We start from the raw sequence: 25,426 nt of genomic DNA on the forward strand, positions 1-25,426 counted from the left end.
TATTTTCCATACCTGACTTTCCCCAATACCTGACCGATGAAACGCATCATTATTGACATAGAGATAAAAAACGTGATCGAAATCGTCAAGAAACGCAAGGGGCGCATGGCCGCGTTTCTCGCAAAATATTTTGTGCGGGAGGAGGCGATTCACGACGAGGTGGAAGCGCGGGTTGTCGGAGAGATCCAGAAAACCCTGGAAAAAAACATCGGAATCAGGCTTCACGAGGAGGGAATCAAGGCGCGGGTAACCATCCGCAAGGAAAACCCCTGAGGGGCTTGCCAGCCGGCAAAGGCGGTATTCTCCGGCTTCCGACGTGCCGCCATTTGTGCGATAAGTTCCCCCCGTAATCACCCCCCGCAGTACAGTGATTATCCGGCAGCCACAGGATCACTGTAACCGGTGGAAGAAGCCGTAACCGTATCAGCGTATTGTGCCGTCCCCTTTCACGTAGCGATCGAACCAGTCGACGACCCGCTCCATGAAGTCGATACGGTGCGCCCGTTCGACGAGGCCATGTGGCTGTCTGGGATACATCACCAGTCCTGTTGGAATGTCGTTAAGCCGCAGGAACTGATGCAGCTGGATGGACTGCTCGGGATGGACGCGGTCATCTGCCATTCCGTGCGCTACCAGAATGGGCGTATTGGCGTTTTGCAGGTGCGCGATGGGAGAACGGTCCCAGTTGAGGCCATGATTCTCAAACCACCATAGGTCCCAGTGGGTAATGGACATTTCGTGCGGGATGTCGGTGGTTCCCATGAACGAGATCCAGTTGGAGAGGCCGGCAAAAGTGATTGCCGCCGCAAAGCGATCGGAGTATCTGGTTCCGGCCCAGGCCGAGAAGTAGCCACCGTAGGAGGTACCGGAAATGCCTACCTTCCTCGGATTAACCACCCCATCGTAGGCCAGGTGGTCGATTCCGCGAATCACATCCTCGAACTCCTTGCCGCCGAGGTCGCGGTGATTGGCCATGGTGAATGCCGACCCGCGGCCCCCGCTGCCGCGATAATTGGGTTTGAGCACCACATATCCGTGAGAGGCGAGCACTTGCGCCGGGTACAGCGGACGTGTATTCCATCCGTCCAGGCTCACTCCTTCCGGTCCGCCGTGAGGCAGAATGGCCAGCGGATAGCTCTCTCCATCCTCGTAACCCACCGGGTAGGTGAGCACACCTTCAATCAGCAGGCCGTCGGGACCTTCCCAGGTGATCGTTTCCTGCCGTCCCAGCGTGAGGTTGTCCAGAAACGAATTGTGCCGGGTGAGGCGCTCCCAGCCGGTGCCATCAAGAGTGTGGAGATACACCTCTGACGGATGATCGCGCCGGTGTACTGATGCGGCAAATGTTTCTCCGGAACTGTCGAAGCTAACGGATCGGAACACCTCCAGGCCATCGCCGGCCAGAAGCACCGCATGCCCTCCTGACGCCGGAATCTCACGCAACGTGGTGCGTGTCCCTTCCACGGCAACAAAACGGAGAGTAACATCGTCTTTCCAGGCGAGCCATTCAATTGTTCCTTCGTAGTTTTCCGGGGTTATGTCTATCGGCGTGTAATCGCCGACATCCAGCACGTAAAGTCTCTGCGGGAGGGGATCGTTTAACGCTTTCGCTGCCAGAAAGGCGAATTGCCGGCCGTTTGGTGACCAGCGCAGGGGTCCGACTTTACCCTGGCTTTCGGCCAGCATATCCAGTGAACCATCCTCCCGGTCCAAAACGAGGATTTCGCTGAACATCATCTCATCGTCAATACCCGTTCCATGCGTGGTGCGCACCGCCAGATGCCGCCGGTCCGGTGCCCATTCAAAATCCCAGACGGTCATGTTGTCCGGCGTAGCGGCCTGGGCCTCTCCATTTTCCTGAATCCAGAGCCGCACGTGGCGCTCGTCCTCTCCATAGACATCCATATCAAAGCCCTGTTCGCGCCGCTCCCTCACTTCCCGGGGCCAGGGACTTCTCATGGTGTAGGCCAGAATCGACGGGTCATCCGAAAAGGAGTACGCCATGACCCCTTCCGGAGCGCTGGTGTGCTTTTGAAGGCCTCCGTCAACGATATCCAGGGAATAGACCTGTGGACGATCGTGATGGTCCGTGTCGGTCATGCGGAATGCAATGCGCCGGCTGTCGGGCACCCAGGAAACGGAGGATACGCTTTGTGGCGCGGCGATAAGCTGGCCGGATTCGCCGGTCCGGATATCCAGAACATGCAGCTCCTGGTAGTCGCCACCGATCTCATCCTCCGCCGAACGGGGCTTTCGGAGGGTATAGACGACATGGTTCCCCTGGTCATGCATCAGTACCTGTCCCACATGCTCAAGGGAAGCTACTTCCTCCGGTGTGATCTGCGCACGGGATTCTCCGGCAGTTGCGGCGAATAACAGGAAAGCCAGGACGATGGTGAAGCGGGTGGGGTATGATCGGGTCATGGTGATGGGTTGTAAGGTGTCGGTTGATGCCGGACAGATACCGCATCCGGTTATCCTGCTGATACATGCATGTATCCGGCCTCATAGCCGGCCGGAGTGGGGGCTTCAGGGCCGGTACTCCTCACGCAATTTGTCTCGGAACAATGATTTGAACTTGTCGATCTTGGGACGAATCACCACCTGGCAGTATCCCTGGTCGGGATTGTTTGCAAAAAAGTTCTGGTGATAGTCTTCGGCCTGGTAAAACGCGTCAAACGGCGTGATTTCGGTGACGATCGGATCATCGAAAATATCCGATTCATCCAGCTTGCCCTTGTAGTATTCGGCCCGTTCACGCTGATGGTCGTTGTGATAGAAGACCACGGAGCGGTACTGCGGTCCCACGTCGGCACCCTGGCGGTTCAATGTAGTAGGGTCGTGGGTGCGCCAGAAAATCTCCAGCAGCGCATCGTAACTGACCAGCTCGGGGTTGTAGGTAATCTGAACGGCTTCCGCGTGACCGGTTTCTCCGGTTTTCACGACCCGATAGGAAGCTTCGTCCTTTCTTCCGCCGGAATAGCCGGAGACTACCGAGGTCACACCATCGACACGGCTGAATATCGCTTCCACGCACCAGAAGCAGCCCGCGCCGAATGTGGCTTTTTGCTCATTTGCCATTATTGCATCTGTTGAGGTAATACGGGCACCGGCAATATCGGCGAAAAACAAGGCCGTCAAAAGTACCAGTGCCACTGTAAGTTGTTTGATGATTGCTTTCATGAAGAAATCGCAAGCCGGGCAAACCAGCCTATCAGGCCTGGGGGGGCTCCTCTTGTCCCTCGCCCGGCGAACCGAACCGGAACTGATTGGAGAACGAGGTCTTCAGCTCTTCGAGGTCATCCTGGCTGACCAGCTCGTTCATCTCCTTGACGCCCACTTTCTGAATCAGATTGAAAATCATGCGGTTGAAAATCATCTGATGGGCCATGGATGTGATCTGCATGAGCTGTTCCTGGCCGATCTGCTGATTGGACAGTTGCAGTTTGTTCATAATCGGTTCCAGAACCGTATGCGCCATTTTGGCCAGCTGCTTTTCCAGTTCCTGTGCCTGTTCGTTTTTCTTGCTTGTTATCTCTTTTCCGTCCTGATCTACTAACTTCATGTAATTAACTGTTTATTTGTGATTTACTATTAGGCTACCGGAAGCGGCCAAAACAGGAACCAGCCCACAGTTCCCTGCCGGCAACACTCATTCGAAACGAAATTCATGAGGCGGCTCGGCATCCAGCAGATGACGTACAAAAAAGTCCCAGGTTCGCCGGACCATATATCTTTCGTTGGCAAACCCGTGATCTCTGTTGGGCATAACAATCAAATCGAAATCTTTGTTCTCTTCTATCAGTTCATTGATAAAAAGGAGCGTCATGTTGGGATGGACGTTATTGTCCATGGTTCCGTACGAAAGCAGCAGCCTGTCTTCCAGCTGGTCCGCTTTCGTCCAGATCGCCTGCGTGGCAAACGTGTCATCCCCGTTATTTATGATCCGCTGGCCCTGATATTTTTCTCCCCAGTAGTAGGTGTAGCCGCGGTTGTCCAGGTTTCCGGCACTGGCCACGCCCGCCTTGAACACGCCGGGGTGGTCCAGCAGGGCGCTCACTGTGGCGTATCCGCCTCCGGAGTGGCCATAGATCCCTGCCCGGCTGTCATCCAGCCAGTCGTAGCGTTCCGCAAGCTGCCGGATGGCGGCGATCTGATCCGGAATGCCGTTATCGCTCATATCGCCATACCAGGCGGTGTGAAATGATTTTGAGCGCAGCGGCGTACCGAGGGCATCCAGCTGGATGACCACGAAGCCGAGTTCGGCAAGGGCGTGCACCTGCCCACGACGGGCCGCCGCAAAACTGCGCGTGCCGACGCTGCCGACCTGCGGACCCGGATAAATATTGATGACAACCGGATAGCGATTCGCCGGGTCGAATCCGGACGGTTTGTACATTACACCATGGAGATCGGTTTCTCCGTCCCGGGCCAGGGTCACAAAGGGCTCGGGAAGAGTCCAGGGGGATTCAAGCAATCCGGTGATATCGGCTTCGGCAACCGTCATTACCACGGCTCCGGTTCCGTCACGGACCACCGTAACCGATGGCTCACGGAACGAGGAGTACTCATCCACAAAAAACCTGCCTGAGGGCGATACGGAAATGTCATGGTTGGCCGGCTCCGGTGTTAACAGCACAGGCTCGGCCGTCTGAACGGCTGGAGGCTCCACGTTATCTCCCTGCTGAGGATGGCGGCCTTCGGTGGCGGCATCATCCGCCCGATACGATCCGATATTCACCCTGTAAAGATGCGCAAGGTAAGGGTCGCGGCCCTCTTCCCTGCCGGCGGCGGTAAAGTAGATATCGCCGGAAGCCTCATCCACAACCAGCACATCGACCACATTCCAGGCGCCTTTGGTAATCCGGGCAACCTGACTCCCGTCCCCGAGCCGGTGGAGATAGAGATGGCCCCATTCGTCGCGGCGGCTGAACCAGATGACCTCTTCGCGGTCAAACAGCACACGCCAGTTCGGGGCGCCCCGTGAAGTCAGATTCGACTCGAAAAAGGTCTCCGCCTCTTCGCTTAAGACATGGCGGACATCCCCGGTCCGGGTATCGGCGATGTAGAGGTCAACGCGCCGGTAGTCGCGCGAGGTGTTCACGAATGCCATTTGGGAGGCGTCTTCACTCCAGGCGATGTCGGCCCACTGCCCGTCGCGTTCCAGGCCGCAGCAGTTGGAGGTGCGCTGATGCGCGGGCTTGCTGTCGATCCAGATTTTGGTACGGCTCTCCACATCCAGGATAACCCGTTCGTGCATCGGCACGATGGTGTCGCCGGGCAGCGCATAGGGCCAGGATTCGAGTACAGGCCGATCCTGCGCCGTCTCCAGCAGGTGCATCTCTGCCACGTCGCGTTCGTCGAGCCGGTAGGTGGCAATTTTCCGGGAGTCGGGCGACCAGTTCAGCACGGGACGTTCCGAATGAAACCATCCCTGGGAATTGGTGCCGAATCCATAGCGATATTCTCCGGCGGTAGTCAGCGCGAATTCCTCGCCAGTCTCCATGTCGCGTATCCAGAGGTTGTGATCGCGGATAAAAGCTGCCAGCCGTTCATCGGGGGAGAGTACACTGTTTTCGGGCTGTGATTCGCGCTCCGACTCCCGGCACCGGTAGTTGTCAAGGTCGCACTCCCAGTGTGTGCTGTTCGCCTCGAAGAGGATGGCGGACTCATCCCGTATGTAGCGGAAGGTGCGAAAAGGGAGGTCACCTGACTCGATTTCCTCATCGGCCTCGAGGAGTTCAGTGAGGGATTCGGCCAGTCGCTCGTGGTCGAATGCTGGTACCTGGTCACCGGATGCCGGATCAACAAGGAAAAAGCGGTGGCTGTTCGTGTCGGTACGGGTGCGGTACCAGAAGCGGTCGTCGTCTATCCACTGCGGAGAGATGCCACTGAAATACACTTTGGGAGCAGCATTCCAGCTCAACAGCTCTTCCGCACGACGATAGTCCTCTTCGGTAACGGACGATGCCGGCGACGGCCTGTCGGCAGCGGCCTGATGCGCCGTGGAGCAGGCCGAAAATGATAACAGGGAGATCATCACCCCGAGAAACCCCAGCTTTCCAGCGGCGATTTGTTTTGGTATGGCCGGCAAAACGCGACTGTTCAGCCGATGCGGGAAGTTCGTCTCAATATCGGTGGATCGCGACGCGGCCGGTGAGATACGGCACAGCTGTCCGGCAGTCCGGTGTTTCACAAATATCCGGCAAAACGGAATCAATCCGGTCATGGCAGTGGTATTTGGGTTATCAGGAAAAATGGGAGCAAGAGTTTCTGTCAGGGCCGGTTCGGCGGCAGGTGAATAAGCGGATCGGGCATGGCGTACTTATAGAGCATTCGCTGTTCGTCGCTCACCGTGTAGATGGCGTTATGCTGTCTGAGCACCGAGATCCCCTCCAGGTCACGGTTTCCGGCCGGTGCGGCAAACGCGGCCAGTGGCCGGCCGGTGGTATCAAGAATAAAAACGGCGCGGGCCTGGTCGCTTGCCATCCAGAGCAGGCCGGTTTCGCTGTCATAAAACAGTCCGGACAGATCGACCCCATCGCTCTCCGGATCCGCCCCGAAATCGACCGGTCTGTACTGAAGGTTGCGGGCCTCACCGTCGCCGGTCAGCTCCAGCTCGATAAAAACTCTGGGATTTTGCTTGTTTACGAGGTAGATGGTACCCGTGGAGGGGTTGACGGAGATGCCTTCGAGTCCGTCGTTGACTCTTTGCTGCTCCACCTCCACATCAAACCGTTGCAGTTCGGTACCGTCGGTCGCATACTGCACCACCTGCCTGAGGCGCTCTTCGGCGACATACAGGGTCAGGTCTCCGGGATGCTGACTGATGCCCTCCATATCGTGACCGTTCACCCGCAACTCTTCCAAAATTTGGCCGGTTTGATCCAGCCGGTAGATGCTTCCTCCGGGATCGTCGCTCACCGACCAGAAGCCGTCTCCGTCATAATCCGGACTCAACCCGGAAGGATCGCTTAACGCCAGCGAATGGTGAGACTGTAATTCGAGACGTTCGAGCAGATTCCTGTTTCCGGGAGTGGGTTGGGTCATGGGAACAAGAAACCCCTTGTGCTCTGCGCGAAATGCGGCACGCCCCATGGATATTTGCGGATGGACATCCAGCTTGTGGTAGGATACCGTATCAATTTGCGGGGTATTGGCGGATGCGGGTCCGTAGAGGCCGATTTGGGCCCCTTCTTCCGGGAGCTGAAAGCGGGTGTGAACCGCTGATTCGCCAGAAGATTCACCGCTGGTCCAGATCAGCAGAAATCCGTCCGGCGGGATGGCGGTCTGATCCGGAATGGTGTCGATACGGTCTGAATAGACACCGCACTCCACACCGGCGATGATCCATCCGCTGACATCCACCTCTTCAAACTCCCGGTTGTGCAATTCAATCCATCCGCTGTACCCGTCGTAATCAGGATCGGCGATAATTCCGTCCTGAACGACCATAAATTCACTGATAACGACATCGCTGAATTCAAAACCGGAGTTGTCGCCGGGCTGCCCTCCACACTCAATGACGACACCGTCTTCATCCGGGTCATCGGAAACGGGATCGGAGCAGGCCAGGTGCGTGAAACCAAAAGTGAGTATAATCAGCAGAAAACGAAACAAGGTAGCGGGTGTGGATTCCAACAGAGAAGTAATTGCAGGACAGGATATATTTTTGAACATCAGATTGGTGATACCGGCTCTTTTCCCGAGGCTGCAGGAAAATGGCACAATAGGTAAAACTGCGAAACCCCTCTTTTAAAAGCAATTGAAATTGTAACTTGACAAGTTGCCCGACTGTTGATTACATTTTAACGACACTTACTAAGTAAAATGTCTACAGACAGTTACAGCATGCCCAAGACGAATTATCTGCCGATTACCATGTGTACCATGTGTTGCACACCCTCCGGAGGTAGTGGGTAGATATCAGCTGTAACCATGTCGTGACAGACATTTCTGATGTAAAGCCCGCTGCCATCCGGTTGCGGGCTTTTTTTTTGCCTGTCAGCGGATCCTTGCCGCAAAACCCCATCCACAAAACTGACACCGTAACTTTCTTCATTCGATTTCCCGAATCAATCGCACGCACATGCCGATCCAAACCAGCACAACCGAAACCAACCGGAATGGCCGCAGAGCCAACAACGAACCCGAGTCATCCGGGACCGATAACCGCCATGGTGAGCCACCGACCGTATCCGGCAGAACAGCCGGCGACAACGGCAAGATGAGGTCCGGGCATATCCCCGGACGGGTTGCCATTGTCGGTGCCGGTCCGGGCGACCCCGAGCTGATTACCCTGAAAGCGGTGAGATTGCTGCGATCGGCCGATGTCGTTTTGTATGACCGTCTTTGCAACCCTGACCTTCTGCATTTTACCAGGCCCGGCACCCGGAAGATATGCGTCGGCAAGCAGTGTGGAAAACCTTCCATCAGTCAGGCCGATATCAACCGGCTGTTGATTTCCCATGCGCGAAACGGTGGCATGGTGGTCCGGCTAAAGGGCGGCGACCCGTTTATTTTCGGGCGGGGCGGTGAGGAGTGCATGGAACTGGCACAGCACGGCATTCCATTTGAAGTTGTGCCCGGCATCAGCAGTATTTCGGCTGTGCCGGCCTATGCGGGAATACCGTTGACCATGCGCAATCAGGCAACCGGATTTACGGTCATCAGCGGACACCTGCACGACGGCAGTGATTCCTACGACTGGCGAGCTCTGGCCGGTATCTCCACCCTGGTGATCCTGATGGGGCTGAAAAACCTGCACCGTATCATTGAAGAGCTGATCCGGAACGGCAAGCCGGCCGACACTCCCATTGCGCTCATCCGTTGGGGAACCACCGTGGAACAGCAGGTGATCACCGGGACCCTGGCGGACATCCCGGCTAAAACCGGGGGAGTCACATCCCCCGTCACCATCGTTATCGGCGAGGTGGTGCAGCATACTCGCGAGCTGGCATGGTTTCAGCCGGAGCGCGCGCACACACGCACTGTCCGGCAGCTAAGCTGACCGGCAAAGAAAACCGCCCGTTTCCGTTGATCCCGGGCAACAGCCAATACCATATTATGAGCGATTATCACCATAAGCATACACGTTTGAACGAAAAAGAACGTCCGCAGGCAGGGGCACAACCGGAAAGCGGCAGCATGAGCGGCCACAGCAGGCCTTCCGGGCGTACAGATTCACAGGCCTCCCGCATATCGGATGAAGAGATCCGCCGCCTGAATACGAGATTCCGGGATGCCGGTCCGGAGCAAATTCTGCAATGGACCGTTGCCCGTTACGGCGATGATGCCGTGCTCTCTACCGGGTTCGGGGCGTCAGGAATCGTGCTTATGCACCAGCTTTCACTGGTGAAGCCGGGAGCCGCAGCGTTTTACCTGGATACCGACCTTCTGTTCGGTGAAACCTATGAACTGATTGACCGAATTCGCGAACGAATGGAGTTGAATCTGGTGCGGGTGCGGCCGGAACTATCGCTGGATGAACAGGCGGAACAATACGGCGACCGGTTGTGGGAAACGCGTCCCGACCAATGCTGCCACATCCGGAAAGTGCTGCCGCTGCAACGCTTTCTGTCGGATAAACGGGCCTGGATCACCGGCATCCGCAGAGATCAATCCGAGACCCGCAAACACACCGAACTGTTTGCATACGATCAGCGGCTGGATATCCTGAAAATAAACCCGCTGGCGTCGTGGCCGGAAGAAGACGTTTGGAGCTACATCCGCATCAACGATTTGCCTTACAATGAATTACATGACAAGGGATATCCCAGTATCGGCTGTTGGCCCTGCACAAATCCGGTAAGCGAAGGCGAAGACCTGCGCGCGGGACGCTGGTCGGGAACCGGGAAAACAGAATGCGGCATTCACATGAAATAATCATGACCGATTTAAATTATATGAACTACCTCACTAAAAGAATCCGAATCAAATAAACCAAATGAAAGATTTGCCAGAAACAGAGAACGGCGATAAGATTCCAGTTAATGAAGAAAATGAAGTTGAACGCTTTACTTTCTCTCTCCTTGGTAAACAAGCCTTACAGTTTTTCAATTTAGAAAAAGGTTTTTTACATACGCTAAAGCTGTTGATTATAAATCCGGGAAAGCACATTCGGGCCTATTTGAGTCATGATCGTAATCGCTTGATAAACCCATTTAAATTTTATCTATTTACTGGAACAATATTTGTTTTTATCTATCGATATTTACTTTCAGAGGAGCATTTCGAGAATAGAGTTGATTCTGAATTGGAGCAAGAAGTCTTTTTGTTCATTATTCACTACTATCACTTTTTTCTGCTGTTTGCAGTATTCTTTATCGCATTCTTTTCTTACTTGCTTTTCAAAAAAGAATCAGGCTATAACCTAATAGAAATTTTGATTTTTAATCTATATATTACGGGCATATTTTTTGCAATATCTATTATTACGTCTCCACTGGGTGATAATTTTCAGCCTTACAGTGATATTATCATTAGCCTTATTTCTTTCTCCTATTTTATATTTGCGTACATATCATTTTTTAGGGGAGATTACTTGGAAACAACAGTTAAAACTGTATTAGCTATTATCCTTGGAATATGTACGATTATATTTTTAATTATTCTGTCAGGGTTTATCGTAGGTTTTTTGCAAGCCGTATCTCAAGCCTAAAAATCCAAAATCAACAATCTCATATCTAAATCACGCAAATATGATTTTTTTTCAAAAGGTAACAGATAAGTGGAACCGTCTTTCAAAAGTTAAGAAGACCGTTATATGCGCACTTATCATTATAATATTGGGTGTACTTCTATATTCAATAGGTTTCAAGATTGGCGAAGCTTTTGGTGATGCGTTTGGGAGTTAAAAAGCATATACCGCTATTTGAACTGTAGTAATATTCATGAACCCTAAATCTGTGGGTATAACATTGGTTACAATCTGTCAGCGGCCCTTGCTTTTGCCAAAATCACTGCTGGAAAGAATACTTGCTGCATTCTCTGAGTGCAGCGTAACCGCTGCAGGTTAAACCTGGGCCGATATTCAAATCACCATGAAATCTTTTTATCCGATATACCTGACCCGGCTTGATGAGAAGAAGGTCGTGCTGCTGGGTGGTGATGAAGAAGCCGAACGTAAGCTCGATGAACTGCTCTCGTTTGGTGCGAGGGTGCATGTTTTGAGCGAAGAGATAACGGATGAAATGCGCCGATGGCATGACGGCGGGCGTTTCAAGTGGACAGCGCGGGAGTACCGCTTCGGTGATCTGGAGGGAGCCGGATTCGTGGTGGCGGCCGATTACTCCCAACAGATGGCCGAAGAAGCGGCCGGAGAGGCGAAGGAGCGCAACCTGATTATCAATGTGATGGACAACATCCCGCTTTCCAACTCCGCGTTCGGCTCGGTGGTGCGGCGCGGCAAGCTTACCGTCTCCTTCTCGACAAATGGACTGGCACCCGCGCTGGCGGTTCGGCTCAAGCAGAGGTTCCAGCGGGAACTGGACGAGGCTTATGGCGAATTTCTGGAGTTGGCCGAACAAATCCGTCCGTCCATTATGGCGCTGATGCACGATTCGGAGGCCCGGAAGAAACGATGGTACGAATGGGTGGATTCGGAGGTAATCCCCCTGCTGCGTGAGGGGCGCAGAGACGACGCTTTGGCATTGACGGAACAGATATGGGGCCGGGCAATCATGAAGCGGTCGGGGTTGCGGGCGAAAGAGAAGCTGCTTGTTCGATTGTTACGGAAAGCAGCCGCTCTCTTTTCGTGAATCCCGCCGGTTAACCTTCAGACCACGCCTGCGGTGCGGCACGGAGGGTTTGCCGGTATTCGCACGGGGCAACTCTGCTGGATGCCGAAACGACTTATGCACCTCTTGCAGCAAGGGAATCTGCGGACAGCGGATAGCGGCGAAAATTGTTACTCTTGCGCTTCCGCGTACCGGTCTGCGATGCTTTCCAGTTGCTCCTGGATGCGCTCCTCCGGCCACCATTCACCGCGAATCATCACACCTGCCCGCTCACGAACTGCCGCGATATCGACCAGCGGATTGGCCTCGAGCAGAATCAGATCTGCCCGGCGTCCTTCTTCCACCGTACCGAATGCATCGGGTGTATTCAGATATCCCGCAGGATTGCGGGTTCCGGTGACCAACACGTCGAACGGAGTGAGACCGGCTGCCACCATCATCTCCATCTCGTGATGGATGGAAAATCCCGGCACGTTGAAAAACTGGGGAGCGTCGGATCCCAGCGCGATGGGCGCGTTATGTTCATGCATCGCCTTTAGCAAATCGCGCCGGACCTGCACAAGTCGTTGTGCCGCTTCCTGCTGAAAATCGTCTCGTGCCTGAAAGTTATGCTTGGCCTCCACCCAGTGATCCAGCACACTCTGGGGCATGTAGCGCATTTCCGGCCATTGGATCATCTCTTCAGGAGCTTCCGGCGATGCCAGATGCTCAACGAGGCTGAGCGTCGGTATATTCCAGGTACCGGCCTCAATGGTTCGTTCGATCGCCTCATGCATCCGCTCTTCATCGATCAGGTCCACAACGCCGCTCCCAAAAAAGCCGGGATTGCGATCAGCGGCGTCCGGATGCTCTTTCGCCATGAATTCAACGTAGCGGTCGAAATGATCGATGGATGCCTGATGCACCTCCAGTGCTCCCAGAAGGCCGACTTCCTCGGGGATATGGCCTCCAAACGGAATTCCTGCCGCATGCGCTTCATCCACCAGGGCCTCGTACGCATCCGCCCGAATATTTCCGATTTTGATCAGGTCGAATCCGGCTTCGACAAATTCATGCACGGCTTCGCGAGCTTCATCCGGACCCGGGATGTTATTGGGGCTGGTCCACGGTGTGGCGGCGGTGACATGCGGTCCGGGGATTTCACCATTGTCGATCCGTTCGATAAGTTCAAGATGGTATTCGTGTCCCGACATGTTTCGCACGGTGGTCACGCCATTTGAAATATAGAGAAAAAGCATGTCTTCGGCGTATTGCGGATCATCGGGGCCGGGGATGTGTCCGTGCATTTCCGCCAGGCCGGGCATCAGGTAACGCCCGGAGCCGTCGATAACATTTGCGCCCTCGGGAATTTCGACCTGGTCGGTCGGGCCCACCGTTGCAATCTGATCGTTGCGCACAACCACCGTATGATTTTCCAGAACCAGTTCCGTGTGCATCGGTACCACCGTCACATCTGTGAAGGCATACAGTCCGGGGATGGTGACCTCCTCTTGCTCGCAAGCCGTTAATGCAACCGCCAATAACATGACCGTCATCGTCATGGAAATCCCATACCGTTGTTGAAACAGCTTCAAAATGTTCATCATTTCCTCCGTTCCGTTGATTCGACTTGTTTCGATTTTTACCTGGATTAATGGCACAAATCTCTGTTATACTGACACATAAGTGTTTAACAAGATTCGAACCTGTCAGAATTCCGTCACCTTTGAAACCGTCATCTGGTCAAATGCCCGGCCGCATTCATCCGAACATCACGAGTTTAAAACTGCTTGTGCCGAGCGGTCTGATTTCCTCTTAAGCCCCTGCTGCACATCCATCAGCAGGTTAAACACAGAGATTCGCAACCATACAGTGCTGTTCCAAATTGATTAGCGGCAAGCCGGCTCTCCGTACATCATTCCGGTGGATTGTGGTGTGCAATATCCGGATTACCGATATTACAGTTAGGGTGTCAGACACATATCATGGGCACCTGCGGCACCCCTATCACTCGTGATGGCTTTATTATGAACCGGATTGACCGACTTACCGCGATTATTACCTATTTGCAGGGTCGCAACTTCACCAGCGTTGACGAATTGTCCGGGCGATACGGAATTACCCCGAGAACCGTCTACCGTGACTTATCCGCCCTGCAGGAGGCCGGAGTCCCGCTTGGATCGGAACCGGGCAAAGGCTATTTCATCGTCAAAGGTTACCACCTTCCTCCCGTAATGTTTAACCGGGAAGAGGCCGCTTCCCTGCTGACGGCCGGACGCCTGATGCAGAAATGGGATCACACAGAGCTTGGCCGGGCCTACAGCAACGCGCTCAACAAAATCAGGGCCATTCTGCCTCCTTCCGACAAAGAGTATCTTGAAACACTGGAACAGCACATCGCCCCGTTTCCACAAACCAATTCGCATCAGCCAAGACCGGATCTCCGATTCTTCAACATGCTCCAAAATGCCGTTATCAAACAGGTAATCGTAGAACTTGTCTATCACTCTCCTTACGGAAAAGGAAAAACGACACGACGTATCGAACCACTGGGACTTCTGGTCATGGGCGATTACTGGTACCTGGCAGGATGGTGCCAAATAAGAAACGATTACCGGACATTTCGACTGGATCGTATGGAATCTTGTGCCCTCACAAAAAAGACATGTAGCAGTAACCACACATTAAAGGAGTATTATGAACGCCATCTTCACCGGGAAAATGAGATTGAAGAGGTGGTGGTCCGTTTCGAGCGAGAAGTTATGCGCTTTATGGGTGATCAAAAATACTGGTACGGCTGGGCATGGGAGAAGAGCGTGCCGGATGGTGTGGAGGTGACCTTTTTGTGCAATCAATGCGAGTATATCTGTCGCTGGCTGTTGACCTGGGGGGATAGTGCAACCGTAATCCGGCCACATCGCATCCAGGAAAAAATGTATGATCTTGCCCGGGAACTGAGCCGGCATCACAACACAGAAAGGCCGTAAAAAAAAGTATGACGGGTTTGACACAGGGTTGTCAGTGGGACCTCCTAATTTGGTTTTAACCTTTAACAAATCCTTGAAAATTATGAAAAACGAGACCTTCTCAACCCATGTGATCACCCCTGAACAAATGCTGGAACACTGGCAGGGCCACCGAAACCTCACCCGCCGAGTGATTGAAGCCTTTCCCGGCGATTCGTTGTTCACCCACACCATTGGCGGAATGAGGCCTTTTTCCGAAATGGCCGTTGAGTTGATACAGGTTGCCGGTCCGGGTATATCTGCCATTGTATCCGGGCAATGGAAAGAGTTCGGTGATATGTCGGATTTTAAGGCCGAAACCTCCCCCAAAACCAAAGATGAACTGCTCGCACTCTGGGACCGGGTCACCGAACACATCAACGAATTGTGGCCAAAGATTTCGGAAGAGCGGTTTCAGCAAAAAGAGATCGCTTTCGGGCAGTACGAAGGCGAAATCTGGTCACATCTCTGCTATTTCATCGACAATGAGATCCACCACCGGGGCCAGGCCTACGTCTATCTGCGCGACCTCGGAGTTGAGCCACCCTTCTTCTGGGAACGGTAACCATTTTTTTCTTTTTCCGAACCGGGTACAATCCGGAGTCTTTGCGCGCACCGGATTGTACTCGCAATGCTTTTGAAAAGCTGATATTTCCTAACTATCGTTTCCCGGGGCCAGACGGCTCCGGGTGCCGTTATTTTCTTGCCGGGATGCTTGCCCAACCAGCGCGCTACTTGGCCGGACGGTGCCGGGTGACGTTATATTACGCCCACCGGCCGCTGCATTAAACCGGTGGCATCTTGATACTGCCCTAATTACATTACCTTAAGCAGGGTTCTCCATTTACTATTACAAACCCGTCAGCACCCCTCTGCTTTTTTTTTGACTTGTTCCGCGAAGTCTTTTTTTTACCAAAACAAAATTATTTATGACCTACCTCAACAGCGCGCTCATTTTTTTATCTGCCTTCCTGCTTATACAGTGCGACGTCACCTCGACCGGCGACACCACCGAAGATCGGGACGATGAGCAGGAAGAAGAACAGGTTACTCGTACCGTTTCCGATATTGATGGCAACGAGTATCGCACCATCATAATCGGTGAGATGGAGTGGATGGCGCACAACCTGCGCACCACCAGTTATACTAATGGAAACAGCATCCCCACCGGACTTTCCAACGACGACTGGGCAACCACCCGTGATGGGGCCTACGCCATTTACGACCACGAGGCGGAAAACACCGCCGGCATCGATTCACCTGAAGAGATGATTGAAATATTTGGCCTGCTTTACAACCGCTATGCCATTGAGCAGGACAATATTTGTCCGTCCGGATGGAGCGTTCCCTCACGCGACGACTGGCAGGAACTGATTGATTACCTGATCGATCAACACGGATACAGCAATGAAAGAGACGACCCAAAAAGCGTGGGCCAGGCTTTGAAAGTCGCCCGGCAGATCCGGCACCCTTACGGCGGTCCATACGACACCGATGAACACCCGCGATGGGAGCTTAACTCGGATCATTACGGTCTTGACCCATTCGGCTTTTCAGGTCTGCCGGCCGGACTGCGTTCTCAAACCGGAAATTATGGCAGCATCGGAACCCATGCTTTCTGGTGGAGTTTAACCGATGAAGAGCTCTCGCCCATGTCGTCTCCTTTCACCACGATGACAAGTACCCATAACTACATGGGGTACAATGCGGTAATCAACGACCGGTCGGGTTTGTCGGTGCGCTGCGTCAGAGAGGCGCCCCGCGAGGAACCGGATGAGGATAACGGAGATCATGACGATGATAACGGCGACCAGGATGATGGCGATGATAATGGTGACCATGACGATGATAACGGTGACCAGGATGATGAAGATGAACACATTACCGACCGTGACGGCAACCAGTACAAAACGGTGATCATCGACAATCAGGAGTGGATGGCCGAGAATCTGAGGGTAACCCGTTATGCCAATGGTGATGAAATTGCCACCGACCTGAATACTGATCAATGGCCGTTCACCCGTGTTACAGAGCAGGGCGCGTTCAGTATTTATCCCCATACGGGCGGACCAAGAGACGGCGATATTGAAGGCATTGATTCCGATGAAGCAATGGCCGAAGCATATGGATTGCTCTACAACTGGTATGCTGTCACGGATCCCAGGGGCTTGTGTCCTGAGGGATGGCATGTTCCAGGTGAGCAAGAGTGGCTACGGTTGATCGAATATGTTGAAAGCCAGGGCTTTCCGAACGAATCAAGGAACACGGACGGAGCAGGGAATGCTTTGAAGTCCTGTCGCCAGGCGGGATCTCCCCTGGGCGATAATTGCGATACCGGCCAGCATCCCAGATGGAATGAAATTGATCCTCTGATGGGCGGAAATCACTATGGCACCGATCATTTCGGATTCTCTGCGCTGCCAGCAGGCGGCCGATCCGGTAACACCGGCGGGTACTTCGAGATCGGAGCCCAGGCCCGCTTCTGGAGTGCCGATGAAAACAACGAGCTTATGGCACATGCGTTTTATCTGGCCCAGGCCTCAGGGCATGTGCCTGGTATTCCCATGGAGAAGCCCAACGGCATGTCCGTTCGTTGTGTGCGGGAAGAATAGTCCGGTTGTTGCCGTGTCTGTGCCGCAATAAAAAAACGGCCGGGAGCCCCAGTCCTATCAGGCCCCCGGCCGTCCGCCACCAACCGACATGTGTTGTCTGTGTTTATTTCAGTTCGCGGATAATCAGAGACACCGCTTCATCCACTGGCATGGAATCCGTGTCGATGAGCAGAGCGTCTTCTCCCGGCGGTTCATGGGAGGCGTCATACCCCGTTAGCCCGCGGATTTCTCCTTTTTCTGCTTTTTTATACAGGCCCTTCGGGTCACGGGCGATCAGCGTTTCCCGGCTTGCCGTAACATGTATCTCCGTAAAACGGCTTTCGGGAAACAACGCCTTAACAGCTTCGCGATCGGCCCGATACGGCGACACGAAGGTGCAGATGACCACATTGCCATGCTCGAAGAAGAGCCTTGCCAGTTCACCGACCCTGCGGATATTTTCCCTGCGACCGGCCGGATCAAAACCCAGATCACGGTTCAGCCCGTGCCTGACCTGGTCACCGTCCAGCAGCATGGTACGGCGCCCCTCATCCCACAACGTACGCTCCAGCGCCTTTGCAATGGTCGTTTTTCCGGCGCCGGACGGACCGGTGAACCAAAGGACTCTGGCCGTGTGCCCGTTCCGTTCTTCCCGTTCGGTTCGCCCGATATTCCACGGCTCCGGGAATACCTGCCGGCTGCCCGGTGTATCCACAGAAACCCTTCCGGGTGCTTCTGCCGAATCCCTGCCAGGCCCAACCGCCTTACTCTCCGGCAATTGATCCACACTCTCCGGTGCCGTTGTACTGCTGCTGCGAATCATGCCCGCACCGACCGTCACATTGGTATCGGGATCGATCAGTACAAAGCTGCCGGTGGCGTTGTTGAGCTTGTAGGCATCGAAAAAGACCGGCTGTGCCGTCTCCAGGCAGATCCGCCCGATTTCGTTCAAAGTAAGGGTATCGGTCTCTTCACGGTGCAGTGAATCCACATTAATCCGGTATCGGACCCCCGTAACGCGGACCGGGGTTGTCCGAGTGGTATGCATCACGAGATAGTCCTTGTCTGTTCGAAGCGGCTCCTTGTTCATCCAGCTCACTGTCGCCTCGAACCGGGTTTTAACGTTCGGGACATTGTTCCTGCGAACCAGCATATCCCCTCTGCTGATATCAATTTCGTCGGCAATTTCCAGCACTACCGATTCCCCGGCTTTTGCCCGCTCGGCGGCTCCGTCGGGATTCTGGATGGAAACGATCCGGGAGGTTGCACCCGACGGGAGTATCTTCACCTCCTCGCCCACTTCGACCGATCCCGAGACTACCCGCCCGGCAAACCCGCGGTAATCCTGATCGGGTCGAATGACATACTGCACCGGAAATCGGAAATCATTGGGGTTCTTGCGCGAGCCCACCCGCACATGCTCCAGGTGATGCAGCAGCGTCGCTCCCCGGTACCACGGCATCCGCTCGCCGCTGTTCACGATGTTGTCGCCGTTTAGCGCCGAAATGGGTATATAGGTGATATCATCCACTTCCAGATTCTCTGAAAACGCCTTGAAGTCATCGGTGATTTCGTTGAACCGCTCTTCGCTGTAATCGACCAGGTCCATTTTGTTGACGGCTACCACAAGGTGCGGAATCTGCAACAGGGAAGAGAGAAACGCGTGGCGCCGGCTCTGGGTGAGCACGCCTTTCCGGGCATCGATCAGGATGATGGCAAGGTCGGCCGTCGATGCGCCGGTCACCATATTCCGGGTATATTGCTCATGGCCCGGGGTATCGGCAATGATGAACTTGCGGCGGGGAGTCGCGAAATAGCGATAGGCAACATCGATGGTAATACCCTGTTCCCGCTCGGCCCTGAGTCCGTCGGTGAGCAGTGCCAGGTTGACCGGTCCCTCGCCCCGGTTCCGGGTGGTCGTCTCCAGCGCCTCCCACTGATCCTCGAATATCGACTTGCTGTCGTACAGCAGCCTTCCGATGAGCGTGCTCTTGCCATCATCCACACTGCCGGCGGTGGTGAAGCGGAGCAGGTCCATGTTCAGGTATGCGGGATCGACCCCATCGGGGACGGCCTCGCTCGTCAACTCCGGCCGCCCGGCATTGTTTGCATGGGTGGATGAGGATGAAGCCGATGCCTGGCCCGCGTCAGAGTGCTTCCGTTCTGCGGATCCCTTCCCGGTTTCGGTCCGGTTTATGCGGCCGGTTTCCTCTCCGGATCGCCGGTTTCGGGAGGATGTTCCATTGGTCGTAGTCTGTTTTTTGATACTCATATTAAAAATACCCCTGTACTTTACGATCTTCCATGGCCGCCTCCGACCGTTTATCGTCATGTCGGTTTCCCCGTTCGGTTACCCGGGCCGCTGCCACCTCGGCTATGATTTCCTCCATGGTGGACGCGTGTGAAAGTACCGCGCCGGTGCAGGTAGCGTCTCCGATGGTGCGAAACCTTACCACCTTATCCTCAGGCTCCTCTTCCGGATATCTTGAAATAAAATTGGTATCGGCCAGCCAGGTGCCGCGCCGATTGAACACCTTGCGCGTATGGGAAAAATAGAGAGATGGAATGGGGATCCGCTCGGCGGCGATATACTGCCAGATATCCATCTCGGTCCAGTTGCTAAGCGGGAACACACGGAAGTGTTCGCCCACATTCTTGCGCCCGTTGAACAGGCTCCAGAGCTCGGGACGCTGGTTCTTGGGATCCCATTGTCCGAAAGCGTTGCGGTGTGAGAAAAACCGCTCCTTGGCGCGGGCTTTCTCCTCGTCACGACGGCCGCCGCCGAGTGCGCAATCCGCCTGATGCCGTTTAAGCGTATCCAGCAGGGTGACGGTCTGCAGCGCGTTTCTGCTGGCCTCCGGACCGGTTTCCTCCCGTACGCGGCCCTCTCTAATGCTCTCCTCCACACTTCCCACAATCAGACGGGCGCCGGTACGCCGCACCAGTTCGTCCCGGAATTCGATCGTTTCTCGAAAATTATGACCGGTGTCGATGTGCATCAGCGGAAACGGGAACCGGCCGGGGCGAAATGCCTTGACGGCCAGATGAACCATGACAATGGAGTCCTTTCCACCCGAAAATAGCAGAACCGGACGCTCAAACTGCGCCGCCACTTCCCGCATGATGAACAGGGCCTCTTCTTCCAGTACTTTAAGGTGAGAGTTGCGCGGTGCTTCGATTTTTGTTACGTGTTGCATGGGTTGATGTTTGTATTGTTTAAGTCAGTTTTTCAGTTTCAATTAAAAAATTGCCGGACAATTGATTGACCCCGGTTCACACCCAAAGCCAGCTCACCATGCCGACGGTGACCGCCATCAGGATCAGGGTTACCGGAAAACCCGCCTTCATGAAATCGGTAAACCGGTATCCTCCCGGCCCCATCACCATCAAATTGGTTTGATAACCGATAGGTGACAGGAAGCTGGCCGAAGCGGCCACCGCTACAGTCACTCCCACCGCCTGTGGATCCATCCCGAGCGCCGACGACGCGCTCAGCGCCACCGGTATCATCAGTACAGCCGCGGCATTGTTGGTGACCATCTCGGTGAGCAGGTTGGTGATCAGATAAACTCCGGCCAACACCGCTATCACACCAAATCCGGAAGTTTGATGCACGACGGATTGTGCCATTACTGTGGCCAGCCCCGTTTGCTCCATGGCAACTCCCACACCCAGTGCGCAGGCGATCACAACCAGCACGGGCACGTGCACCGCTTTGATGACCCTTCGCAGCGACAGCCTGCCGGTAGCCAGTATGGCCAGCGCGGCACCGATCACCGACCAGTGAACCGGGAGAAGGCCGCTTGCCGAGACCCCGATCATCACCGTGACGATAACCAGTACGGGCAGTGCATTCGACCAGGTTACGCATTGCTCCCGCTCCTGTTTTGCATTTGACGACCGGTATACGCCGCTGGGGACATTCGCACCGGTTTTTGACGTTCCGGTTGCCATCGCATATCGCGTGGTGTAGACTCCGCTGGGCCAGTTGTTATCGCCCAGAGGGTTATGGAACACGAAATTTCCCTGAAAGACCCGCCGTTCGAAGAACCGGTTGCCGGCGCGTGTGACTCTGGCCTCGTTGGCCTCGTAGTAGTCGGCTGCCGGAGCACCGGCCGGATTCTCACGGTCGGGCAGCAGCCGATGGCCGATCGTCGCAAACCAGATGATAACCAGGATGGTGGCGGGAATACCGATCCATGCCAGTTGAAACATCCCGAACGGGGCGTGACCACGATCCGACATCATCTCCGAAACAATCAGATTGGTGGAGGTGCCGATCAGGGTTATTGTGCCGCCGACAATGGCCGCATAGGACAGGGGGATGAGCAGTTTGGATACCGGGATGCCGATGCGCCCCGACCACTGCTGCAGCTGGGGAGTGAACATGGCGACGATCGGAGTGTTATTCAGGAAAGACGACATCGCCGATGTGGATCCCATAATACGTAACAGAGTGGCACCGATTCCCCCTTTGCGTGACAACAGAAGCTTGTCCAGATGAGTGAGCAGCCCCGCCTGTCGGACTCCCTCCGCAACCACGAAAAGGGCCCCGACCGTCAAAACCGCCGTGCTGGTAAAACCGGAAACGGCCTGAACCGGAGTGATGATACCGGCGACCAGCAACAGCAGCAGCACCGCAAGAAACAGATGGTGCGGACGAATCCGGCCTTGTATCAGCAACGCAATCATCGTAACGATGCTCGCTGCGGTAAACCAGGCCTGCCAGTCGATTTGCTCTGAAATCATGGTTTGTTACTTTTTGGGATGTGTTCGATTCATGGAGGACAGTCGGATTGAAGAATCGGGGCGGGGGATCGTCAGGTTTTCAGGCCTTTCCGGAGACCCTTAGGATGGCTCCGTTGCCGATTTGCGGGCAAAAAAAAAGCCCGCGACCTGATGAGGCAGCGGGCTTTCGGAACACTCGTTGATCCTTAAGATCAGAGCATACAACAACCACTACCTCTCCAGCGGGGCATCATACAGCACATACAGAGACAAATATGGCTATGGATCGGGTTGGTTGTCATAAGTATTGAATTATCAATCATTTTTGGTGATGCGAGAAATTTACACCATCTTCGAGTTCATGTCAAACAAAAAGTTTGGCGTTTTAAAAAATCATACCACACGGGCAACACCACCCCGCCGCGGATCGCCTACTCCGTGAAAACCGTCGGGTCCGGATGACACCGAGTGCGTGCCGCCGAAGAAAAGATTGGACTCCCCCCAAATCTTGTGGGCGGGCCAGGCGTTCAGTACCGGTTCAAGCGCCGTGAGGTCAAAGCCATGTTCCACCGACAGGAACTCTTTTTCACAGTGTATGCGCGGACTGTTAACCGCCTCTTCCAGCGACATGCCGTAATCCGTCACATTCAGAATCACCTGGAGGATGGCGGTGCGCAGCCGGTTGGAGCCGCCGGAACCCAGGGCAAACACCGTACCATCGGACCTGTTCAGAATGGCCGGGGCCATCATGGAGGTGATGCGGGAATTCTCCGGCCAGGAACCGAAGCCCATCGGATGCAAATCCTCCTCTCCCAGCATGTTATTCATCATAATGCCGGTGCCGGGAATCAACCGTCCGCACCCTTCGCCGTTGCTGGTGGTCAGACTGGCGGTATTGCCCTCCCGGTCCATTACACTGATGTGAGTGGTTCCCCTGGAGAATCGAAGTCTCTCCCGAATCTGACGCCGAAAAGCTTCCATATACTCCTGATCCAGCATCTCTTCACCGGGCGCGGCCATATTGCGGTTCATCAGAAAATCGAGCCGGGCGGCGTCGGTCTGTTGCTGCACTGCCGCCAGGGTCAGCAGATGTTCCGCAGAACCAAAAGGGCGTGTGTCCGGAGTTGACTCCTCCAGCAGTTTGAGTGCAAACGCGATGAGCGTACCGCCCGAACTCGGACCGGGATTGATTGCCAGACCGCCACCCCTATACCGGATGTTCAGCGGCTTCCTCCGCGCTACCCGGTACGATTCAAAATCGGCCAGGGTGACATGCCCCCCCTTTTCGCGTCCCGCGTGATCCACCAGGCGGGCGATCTCCCCGTTATAGAAAAACTCCTCCCCCTCTTTTACGAGCTGCTCCAGACAGTCCGCGAAATCGGGCAGCTTCAGCACATCGCCCTCGGCAAGCAGCTCCTCGCCGCCATGCACACGGGCGTACCGTTTCATGGCCGCCTTTGACGCGCGGAAAACCGGACTCACGACATCGATGATATACGCCTGGAACCGGTTCATCTCCACACCGAAGCGGGCCAGCCGTACGGCCGGTTCAATCAACCGCGACATGGGCATGGAACAGAGGTCACGGTGGATGGCATAGAGGCCCCGGACCGTTCCGGGCGTCGCGAACGAGCCCATCCCAATGTGAAACTCCTGCCGGGTCTCACCGAAGTCCGCCGTGATGGGGAAAAACTCCACGTCCTCCGGCGGCCGGCGTTTACGGGGGGTCTGCACAAAAAAATCATACAACTGCTGGTCACCTCCGGATGTCTGCGACAGAAGAAAACCACCCCCGGCCAGAGAGGTAAGCACCGGCTCGGCCACACAGGCGGCAAGATGCGCGGCAACTACCGCGTCAAACGCATTCCCTCCATCCTTGAGCATCTCTTCGGCGGCGCGTACCGTTTCCGGGTGGCCCGCTGCAATTACACCATTGGCCTTCATTCCATTACCTCAAATTTCACACTTTCGGACACGCCCGTCGCACCGGCCGGGGGCCGCGTCATGTCCATTATTCGACTTCCGGCTCTGTTCGAACACAGAAACCTGCAAAAAACGAAAGCAGACATTTCCCCCATGACACTCAAACGAAATTCTGGACAGGCCGTTACAACACCGGGAATACTTTTGTCATGCGCCGCTGTACATCCCGCAGAATACGTACGACGCCATCAGGTTTCAGAGATAACCATTCTGGCGGAGAGATACAAGCTGCAGGGGTGAAAGTACGGATACCGCGATAAAATCAACCGAAGAAACGTGCGCTCCGCTGAACAGCAGCAAATCTGCCGAAAAACGGAGAGCCCTATTAATACAGATGCAGGCAGCCGCGTCTTCTGTATGGGTCCGCCGATAACAGAAAAACAGGCAGGTTGAGCCTTCTTCAGTCAGATGTCTGAAGAATTCGTTTGTCGTTTGTCCTTTGAACTTTGGCAGATAAAAAAAATGCGAACCCGGAAGATCTCCGAATTCGCATTTTGTGCTCCCCCGACTGGATTCGAACCAGTAACCCTTCGGTTAACAGCCGAATGCTCTGCCATTGAGCTACGGAGGAGTGGCAGAAATTTTCTTGTTTTCACAAGAATTCTAATATAAGAAGCCTTTTACCTTTGTGTCAAATCCAAAACCGATTTGGGGTAAAAAACTTTTTCAAGGAACAGCCCCCCGGCTGGAGCAAGCGCAATATTATCGATTTCCATTCCTTGATTCAAGTGTTTTTTAAACCAGCTGAACTCTTTTTTACCGCTGGCAACAGAGACCATACCGCCAACAAGTGCTCGCACCATCGACCGGAGAAACCGGTTCGAGCGGATGCGATAGCAGACCATCCCCTCTCCACTCATTTCCATGTCAGATTGCAGGATGGTGCAACGGCTGTGAGGAAGGTCTTCGGTATTTCGGGAAAATCCGGAAAAATCGAGTTCGCCGTCCAGCAGCCCGGCACATCGTCTCATCGTCTTCCAGTCCAGCCCTTCGCCGGGGTACCAGGCGTACATGCGCTGAAACGGATCGGGCTGAAGCAGCAACTGATACCGGTACTGGCGCCAACCGGCATCAAACCGGGCATGGAAGTGCTCGGCAACTTCGCGGATTCCGGCAATGTAAATATCGTCCGGGAGCATCCGCCGAAGGCTGTACAAAAGCTTATCGGTCTCGACCGGAATATGGGTATCGAAGTGAGCAAACTGCTCTTCGGCATGCACTCCCGCATCAGTCCGTCCCGACCCGTATAGCTGTACATCCTCCTGAATCACTCTGGCGGCCGCTTCTTCCACCGCCCCCTGCACGGTCGGCACATTCGGCTGCCGCTGCCATCCGTTATAGCGCGTGCCGTCGTAGCTTAGCTGTATGACATAGCGTGGCATCAGGCGGTGAATTTATTCAG

Annotated in this window: 19 protein-coding genes and 1 tRNA gene; 8 read left to right on the forward strand and 12 right to left on the reverse strand. The window is 54.7% G+C overall.

Going from position 1 to position 25,426, the window contains the following annotated elements:
- The first annotated feature begins 36 nt into the window (after positions 1 to 36).
- Complete coding sequence (locus QA596_09715; GenBank protein ID MDG5767742.1) at positions 37 to 273, forward strand: hypothetical protein; 237 nt, start codon at positions 37 to 39, stop codon at positions 271 to 273.
- A gap of 150 nt (positions 274 to 423) precedes the next feature.
- Here QA596_09715 and QA596_09720 read toward each other — a convergent pair whose 3' ends face one another.
- The 5 genes from QA596_09720 to QA596_09740 all read right to left on the reverse strand — a co-directional run bounded on the left by QA596_09720 (position 424) and on the right by QA596_09740 (position 7,620).
- Entirely contained in the window at positions 424 to 2,424 is a 2,001-nt protein-coding gene (locus tag QA596_09720) for a S9 family peptidase (protein ID MDG5767743.1), read from the reverse strand.
- A 105-nt stretch (positions 2,425 to 2,529) separates the two neighbouring features.
- Complete coding sequence (gene msrA / locus QA596_09725) at positions 2,530 to 3,183, reverse strand: peptide-methionine (S)-S-oxide reductase MsrA (protein MDG5767744.1); 654 nt, start codon at positions 3,181 to 3,183, stop codon at positions 2,530 to 2,532.
- Between the two features lie 31 nt (positions 3,184 to 3,214).
- Positions 3,215 to 3,565, reverse strand: a complete 351-nt coding sequence (locus QA596_09730) for a hypothetical protein (GenBank protein MDG5767745.1) — start codon at positions 3,563 to 3,565, stop codon at positions 3,215 to 3,217.
- 87 nt (positions 3,566 to 3,652) lie between these two features.
- Positions 3,653 to 6,229 (reverse strand): DPP IV N-terminal domain-containing protein, encoded by a 2,577-nt coding sequence (locus tag QA596_09735; GenBank protein MDG5767746.1) that lies wholly within the window; start codon positions 6,227 to 6,229, stop codon positions 3,653 to 3,655.
- A gap of 47 nt (positions 6,230 to 6,276) precedes the next feature.
- Entirely contained in the window at positions 6,277 to 7,620 is a 1,344-nt protein-coding gene (locus QA596_09740) for an SdiA-regulated domain-containing protein (protein ID MDG5767747.1), read from the reverse strand.
- Between the two features lie 469 nt (positions 7,621 to 8,089).
- Between QA596_09740 and cobA the strand changes: the two genes are divergently transcribed.
- The 4 genes from cobA (at position 8,090) to QA596_09760 (ending at position 11,759) form a co-directional block, all read left to right on the forward strand.
- Complete coding sequence (cobA, locus tag QA596_09745) at positions 8,090 to 9,010, forward strand: uroporphyrinogen-III C-methyltransferase (protein MDG5767748.1); 921 nt, start codon at positions 8,090 to 8,092, stop codon at positions 9,008 to 9,010.
- An 86-nt stretch (positions 9,011 to 9,096) separates the two neighbouring features.
- Positions 9,097 to 9,885, forward strand: coding sequence for a phosphoadenylyl-sulfate reductase (locus QA596_09750; GenBank protein ID MDG5767749.1), 789 nt, complete (start codon positions 9,097 to 9,099; stop codon positions 9,883 to 9,885).
- Between the two features lie 61 nt (positions 9,886 to 9,946).
- Positions 9,947 to 10,660 (forward strand): DUF3667 domain-containing protein, encoded by a 714-nt coding sequence (locus QA596_09755; protein ID MDG5767750.1) that lies wholly within the window; start codon positions 9,947 to 9,949, stop codon positions 10,658 to 10,660.
- Positions 10,661 to 11,042: 382 nt separating this feature from the next.
- Positions 11,043 to 11,759 (forward strand): bifunctional precorrin-2 dehydrogenase/sirohydrochlorin ferrochelatase, encoded by a 717-nt coding sequence (locus QA596_09760; protein ID MDG5767751.1) that lies wholly within the window; start codon positions 11,043 to 11,045, stop codon positions 11,757 to 11,759.
- 149 nt (positions 11,760 to 11,908) lie between these two features.
- On the opposite strand, the gene QA596_09765 is transcribed toward QA596_09760, so the two are convergent.
- Positions 11,909 to 13,324 carry an amidohydrolase family protein gene (locus tag QA596_09765; protein MDG5767752.1) on the reverse strand — a complete coding sequence of 472 codons (1,416 nt, stop codon included), beginning with the start codon at positions 13,322 to 13,324 and terminating at the stop codon, positions 11,909 to 11,911.
- 420 nt (positions 13,325 to 13,744) lie between these two features.
- Here QA596_09765 and QA596_09770 point away from each other — a divergent pair, with 420 nt between their 5' ends.
- From QA596_09770 to QA596_09780, 3 genes are all read left to right on the forward strand, one after another.
- A complete protein-coding gene (locus tag QA596_09770; GenBank protein ID MDG5767753.1) occupies positions 13,745 to 14,704 on the forward strand; it encodes a YafY family protein in 960 nt (319 codons plus the stop codon).
- 82 nt (positions 14,705 to 14,786) lie between these two features.
- On the forward strand, positions 14,787 to 15,287 hold the full coding sequence (locus QA596_09775) for a DinB family protein (protein ID MDG5767754.1): 501 nt from the start codon (positions 14,787 to 14,789) through the stop codon (positions 15,285 to 15,287).
- A 364-nt stretch (positions 15,288 to 15,651) separates the two neighbouring features.
- Positions 15,652 to 17,334: a fibrobacter succinogenes major paralogous domain-containing protein gene (locus QA596_09780; GenBank protein ID MDG5767755.1), complete on the forward strand. Its 1,683-nt coding sequence runs from the start codon at positions 15,652 to 15,654 to the stop codon at positions 17,332 to 17,334.
- A 103-nt stretch (positions 17,335 to 17,437) separates the two neighbouring features.
- Here the strand turns inward: QA596_09780 and cysN are convergent, their stop codons facing one another.
- The 6 genes from cysN to truA form a co-directional block, all read right to left on the reverse strand.
- Positions 17,438 to 19,585, reverse strand: coding sequence for a sulfate adenylyltransferase subunit CysN (gene cysN / locus QA596_09785; protein ID MDG5767756.1), 2,148 nt, complete (start codon positions 19,583 to 19,585; stop codon positions 17,438 to 17,440).
- A 1-nt stretch (position 19,586) separates the two neighbouring features.
- The gene (gene cysD / locus QA596_09790) at positions 19,587 to 20,510 is read right to left on the reverse strand and encodes a sulfate adenylyltransferase subunit CysD (protein ID MDG5767757.1); all 924 of its coding nucleotides are present in this window, start codon (positions 20,508 to 20,510) and stop codon (positions 19,587 to 19,589) included.
- Positions 20,511 to 20,586: 76 nt separating this feature from the next.
- The gene (locus QA596_09795) at positions 20,587 to 22,062 is read right to left on the reverse strand and encodes an SLC13 family permease (GenBank protein MDG5767758.1); all 1,476 of its coding nucleotides are present in this window, start codon (positions 22,060 to 22,062) and stop codon (positions 20,587 to 20,589) included.
- A gap of 372 nt (positions 22,063 to 22,434) precedes the next feature.
- The gene (gene ggt / locus QA596_09800; GenBank protein MDG5767759.1) at positions 22,435 to 23,985 is read right to left on the reverse strand and encodes a gamma-glutamyltransferase; all 1,551 of its coding nucleotides are present in this window, start codon (positions 23,983 to 23,985) and stop codon (positions 22,435 to 22,437) included.
- A 538-nt stretch (positions 23,986 to 24,523) separates the two neighbouring features.
- Positions 24,524 to 24,595: transfer RNA gene (locus QA596_09805), tRNA-Asn, on the reverse strand.
- A gap of 49 nt (positions 24,596 to 24,644) precedes the next feature.
- Entirely contained in the window at positions 24,645 to 25,406 is a 762-nt protein-coding gene (truA, locus tag QA596_09810; GenBank protein MDG5767760.1) for a tRNA pseudouridine(38-40) synthase TruA, read from the reverse strand.
- Between the last annotated feature and the right edge of the window lie 20 nt (positions 25,407 to 25,426).

This window comes from Balneolales bacterium ANBcel1, assembly GCA_029688905.1.
In the GTDB taxonomy this organism is placed as follows: Bacteria; Bacteroidota; Rhodothermia; order Balneolales; family Natronogracilivirgulaceae; genus SLLW01.

What these genes read in the sequence shown, in the direction of transcription:
- ggt (MDG5767759.1), bottom strand. Translation starts at nt 23,985, where the DNA reads ATGAAGGCCAATGGTGTAATTGCAGCGGGCCACCCGGAAACGGTACGC.
- QA596_09755 (MDG5767750.1), top strand. Translation starts at nt 9,947, where the DNA reads ATGAAAGATTTGCCAGAAACAGAGAACGGCGATAAGATTCCAGTTAAT.
- cobA (MDG5767748.1), top strand. Translation starts at nt 8,090, where the DNA reads ATGCCGATCCAAACCAGCACAACCGAAACCAACCGGAATGGCCGCAGA.
- cysD (MDG5767757.1), bottom strand. Translation starts at nt 20,510, where the DNA reads ATGCAACACGTAACAAAAATCGAAGCACCGCGCAACTCTCACCTTAAA.
- QA596_09720 (MDG5767743.1), bottom strand. Translation starts at nt 2,424, where the DNA reads ATGACCCGATCATACCCCACCCGCTTCACCATCGTCCTGGCTTTCCTG.
- QA596_09765 (MDG5767752.1), bottom strand. Translation starts at nt 13,324, where the DNA reads ATGATGAACATTTTGAAGCTGTTTCAACAACGGTATGGGATTTCCATG.
- msrA (MDG5767744.1), bottom strand. Translation starts at nt 3,183, where the DNA reads ATGAAAGCAATCATCAAACAACTTACAGTGGCACTGGTACTTTTGACG.
- QA596_09715 (MDG5767742.1), top strand. Translation starts at nt 37, where the DNA reads ATGAAACGCATCATTATTGACATAGAGATAAAAAACGTGATCGAAATC.
- cysN (MDG5767756.1), bottom strand. Translation starts at nt 19,585, where the DNA reads ATGAGTATCAAAAAACAGACTACGACCAATGGAACATCCTCCCGAAAC.
- QA596_09780 (MDG5767755.1), top strand. Translation starts at nt 15,652, where the DNA reads ATGACCTACCTCAACAGCGCGCTCATTTTTTTATCTGCCTTCCTGCTT.
- QA596_09775 (MDG5767754.1), top strand. Translation starts at nt 14,787, where the DNA reads ATGAAAAACGAGACCTTCTCAACCCATGTGATCACCCCTGAACAAATG.
- QA596_09795 (MDG5767758.1), bottom strand. Translation starts at nt 22,062, where the DNA reads ATGATTTCAGAGCAAATCGACTGGCAGGCCTGGTTTACCGCAGCGAGC.
- QA596_09760 (MDG5767751.1), top strand. Translation starts at nt 11,043, where the DNA reads ATGAAATCTTTTTATCCGATATACCTGACCCGGCTTGATGAGAAGAAG.
- QA596_09730 (MDG5767745.1), bottom strand. Translation starts at nt 3,565, where the DNA reads ATGAAGTTAGTAGATCAGGACGGAAAAGAGATAACAAGCAAGAAAAAC.
- QA596_09770 (MDG5767753.1), top strand. Translation starts at nt 13,745, where the DNA reads ATGAACCGGATTGACCGACTTACCGCGATTATTACCTATTTGCAGGGT.
- truA (MDG5767760.1), bottom strand. Translation starts at nt 25,406, where the DNA reads ATGCCACGCTATGTCATACAGCTAAGCTACGACGGCACGCGCTATAAC.
- QA596_09735 (MDG5767746.1), bottom strand. Translation starts at nt 6,229, where the DNA reads ATGACCGGATTGATTCCGTTTTGCCGGATATTTGTGAAACACCGGACT.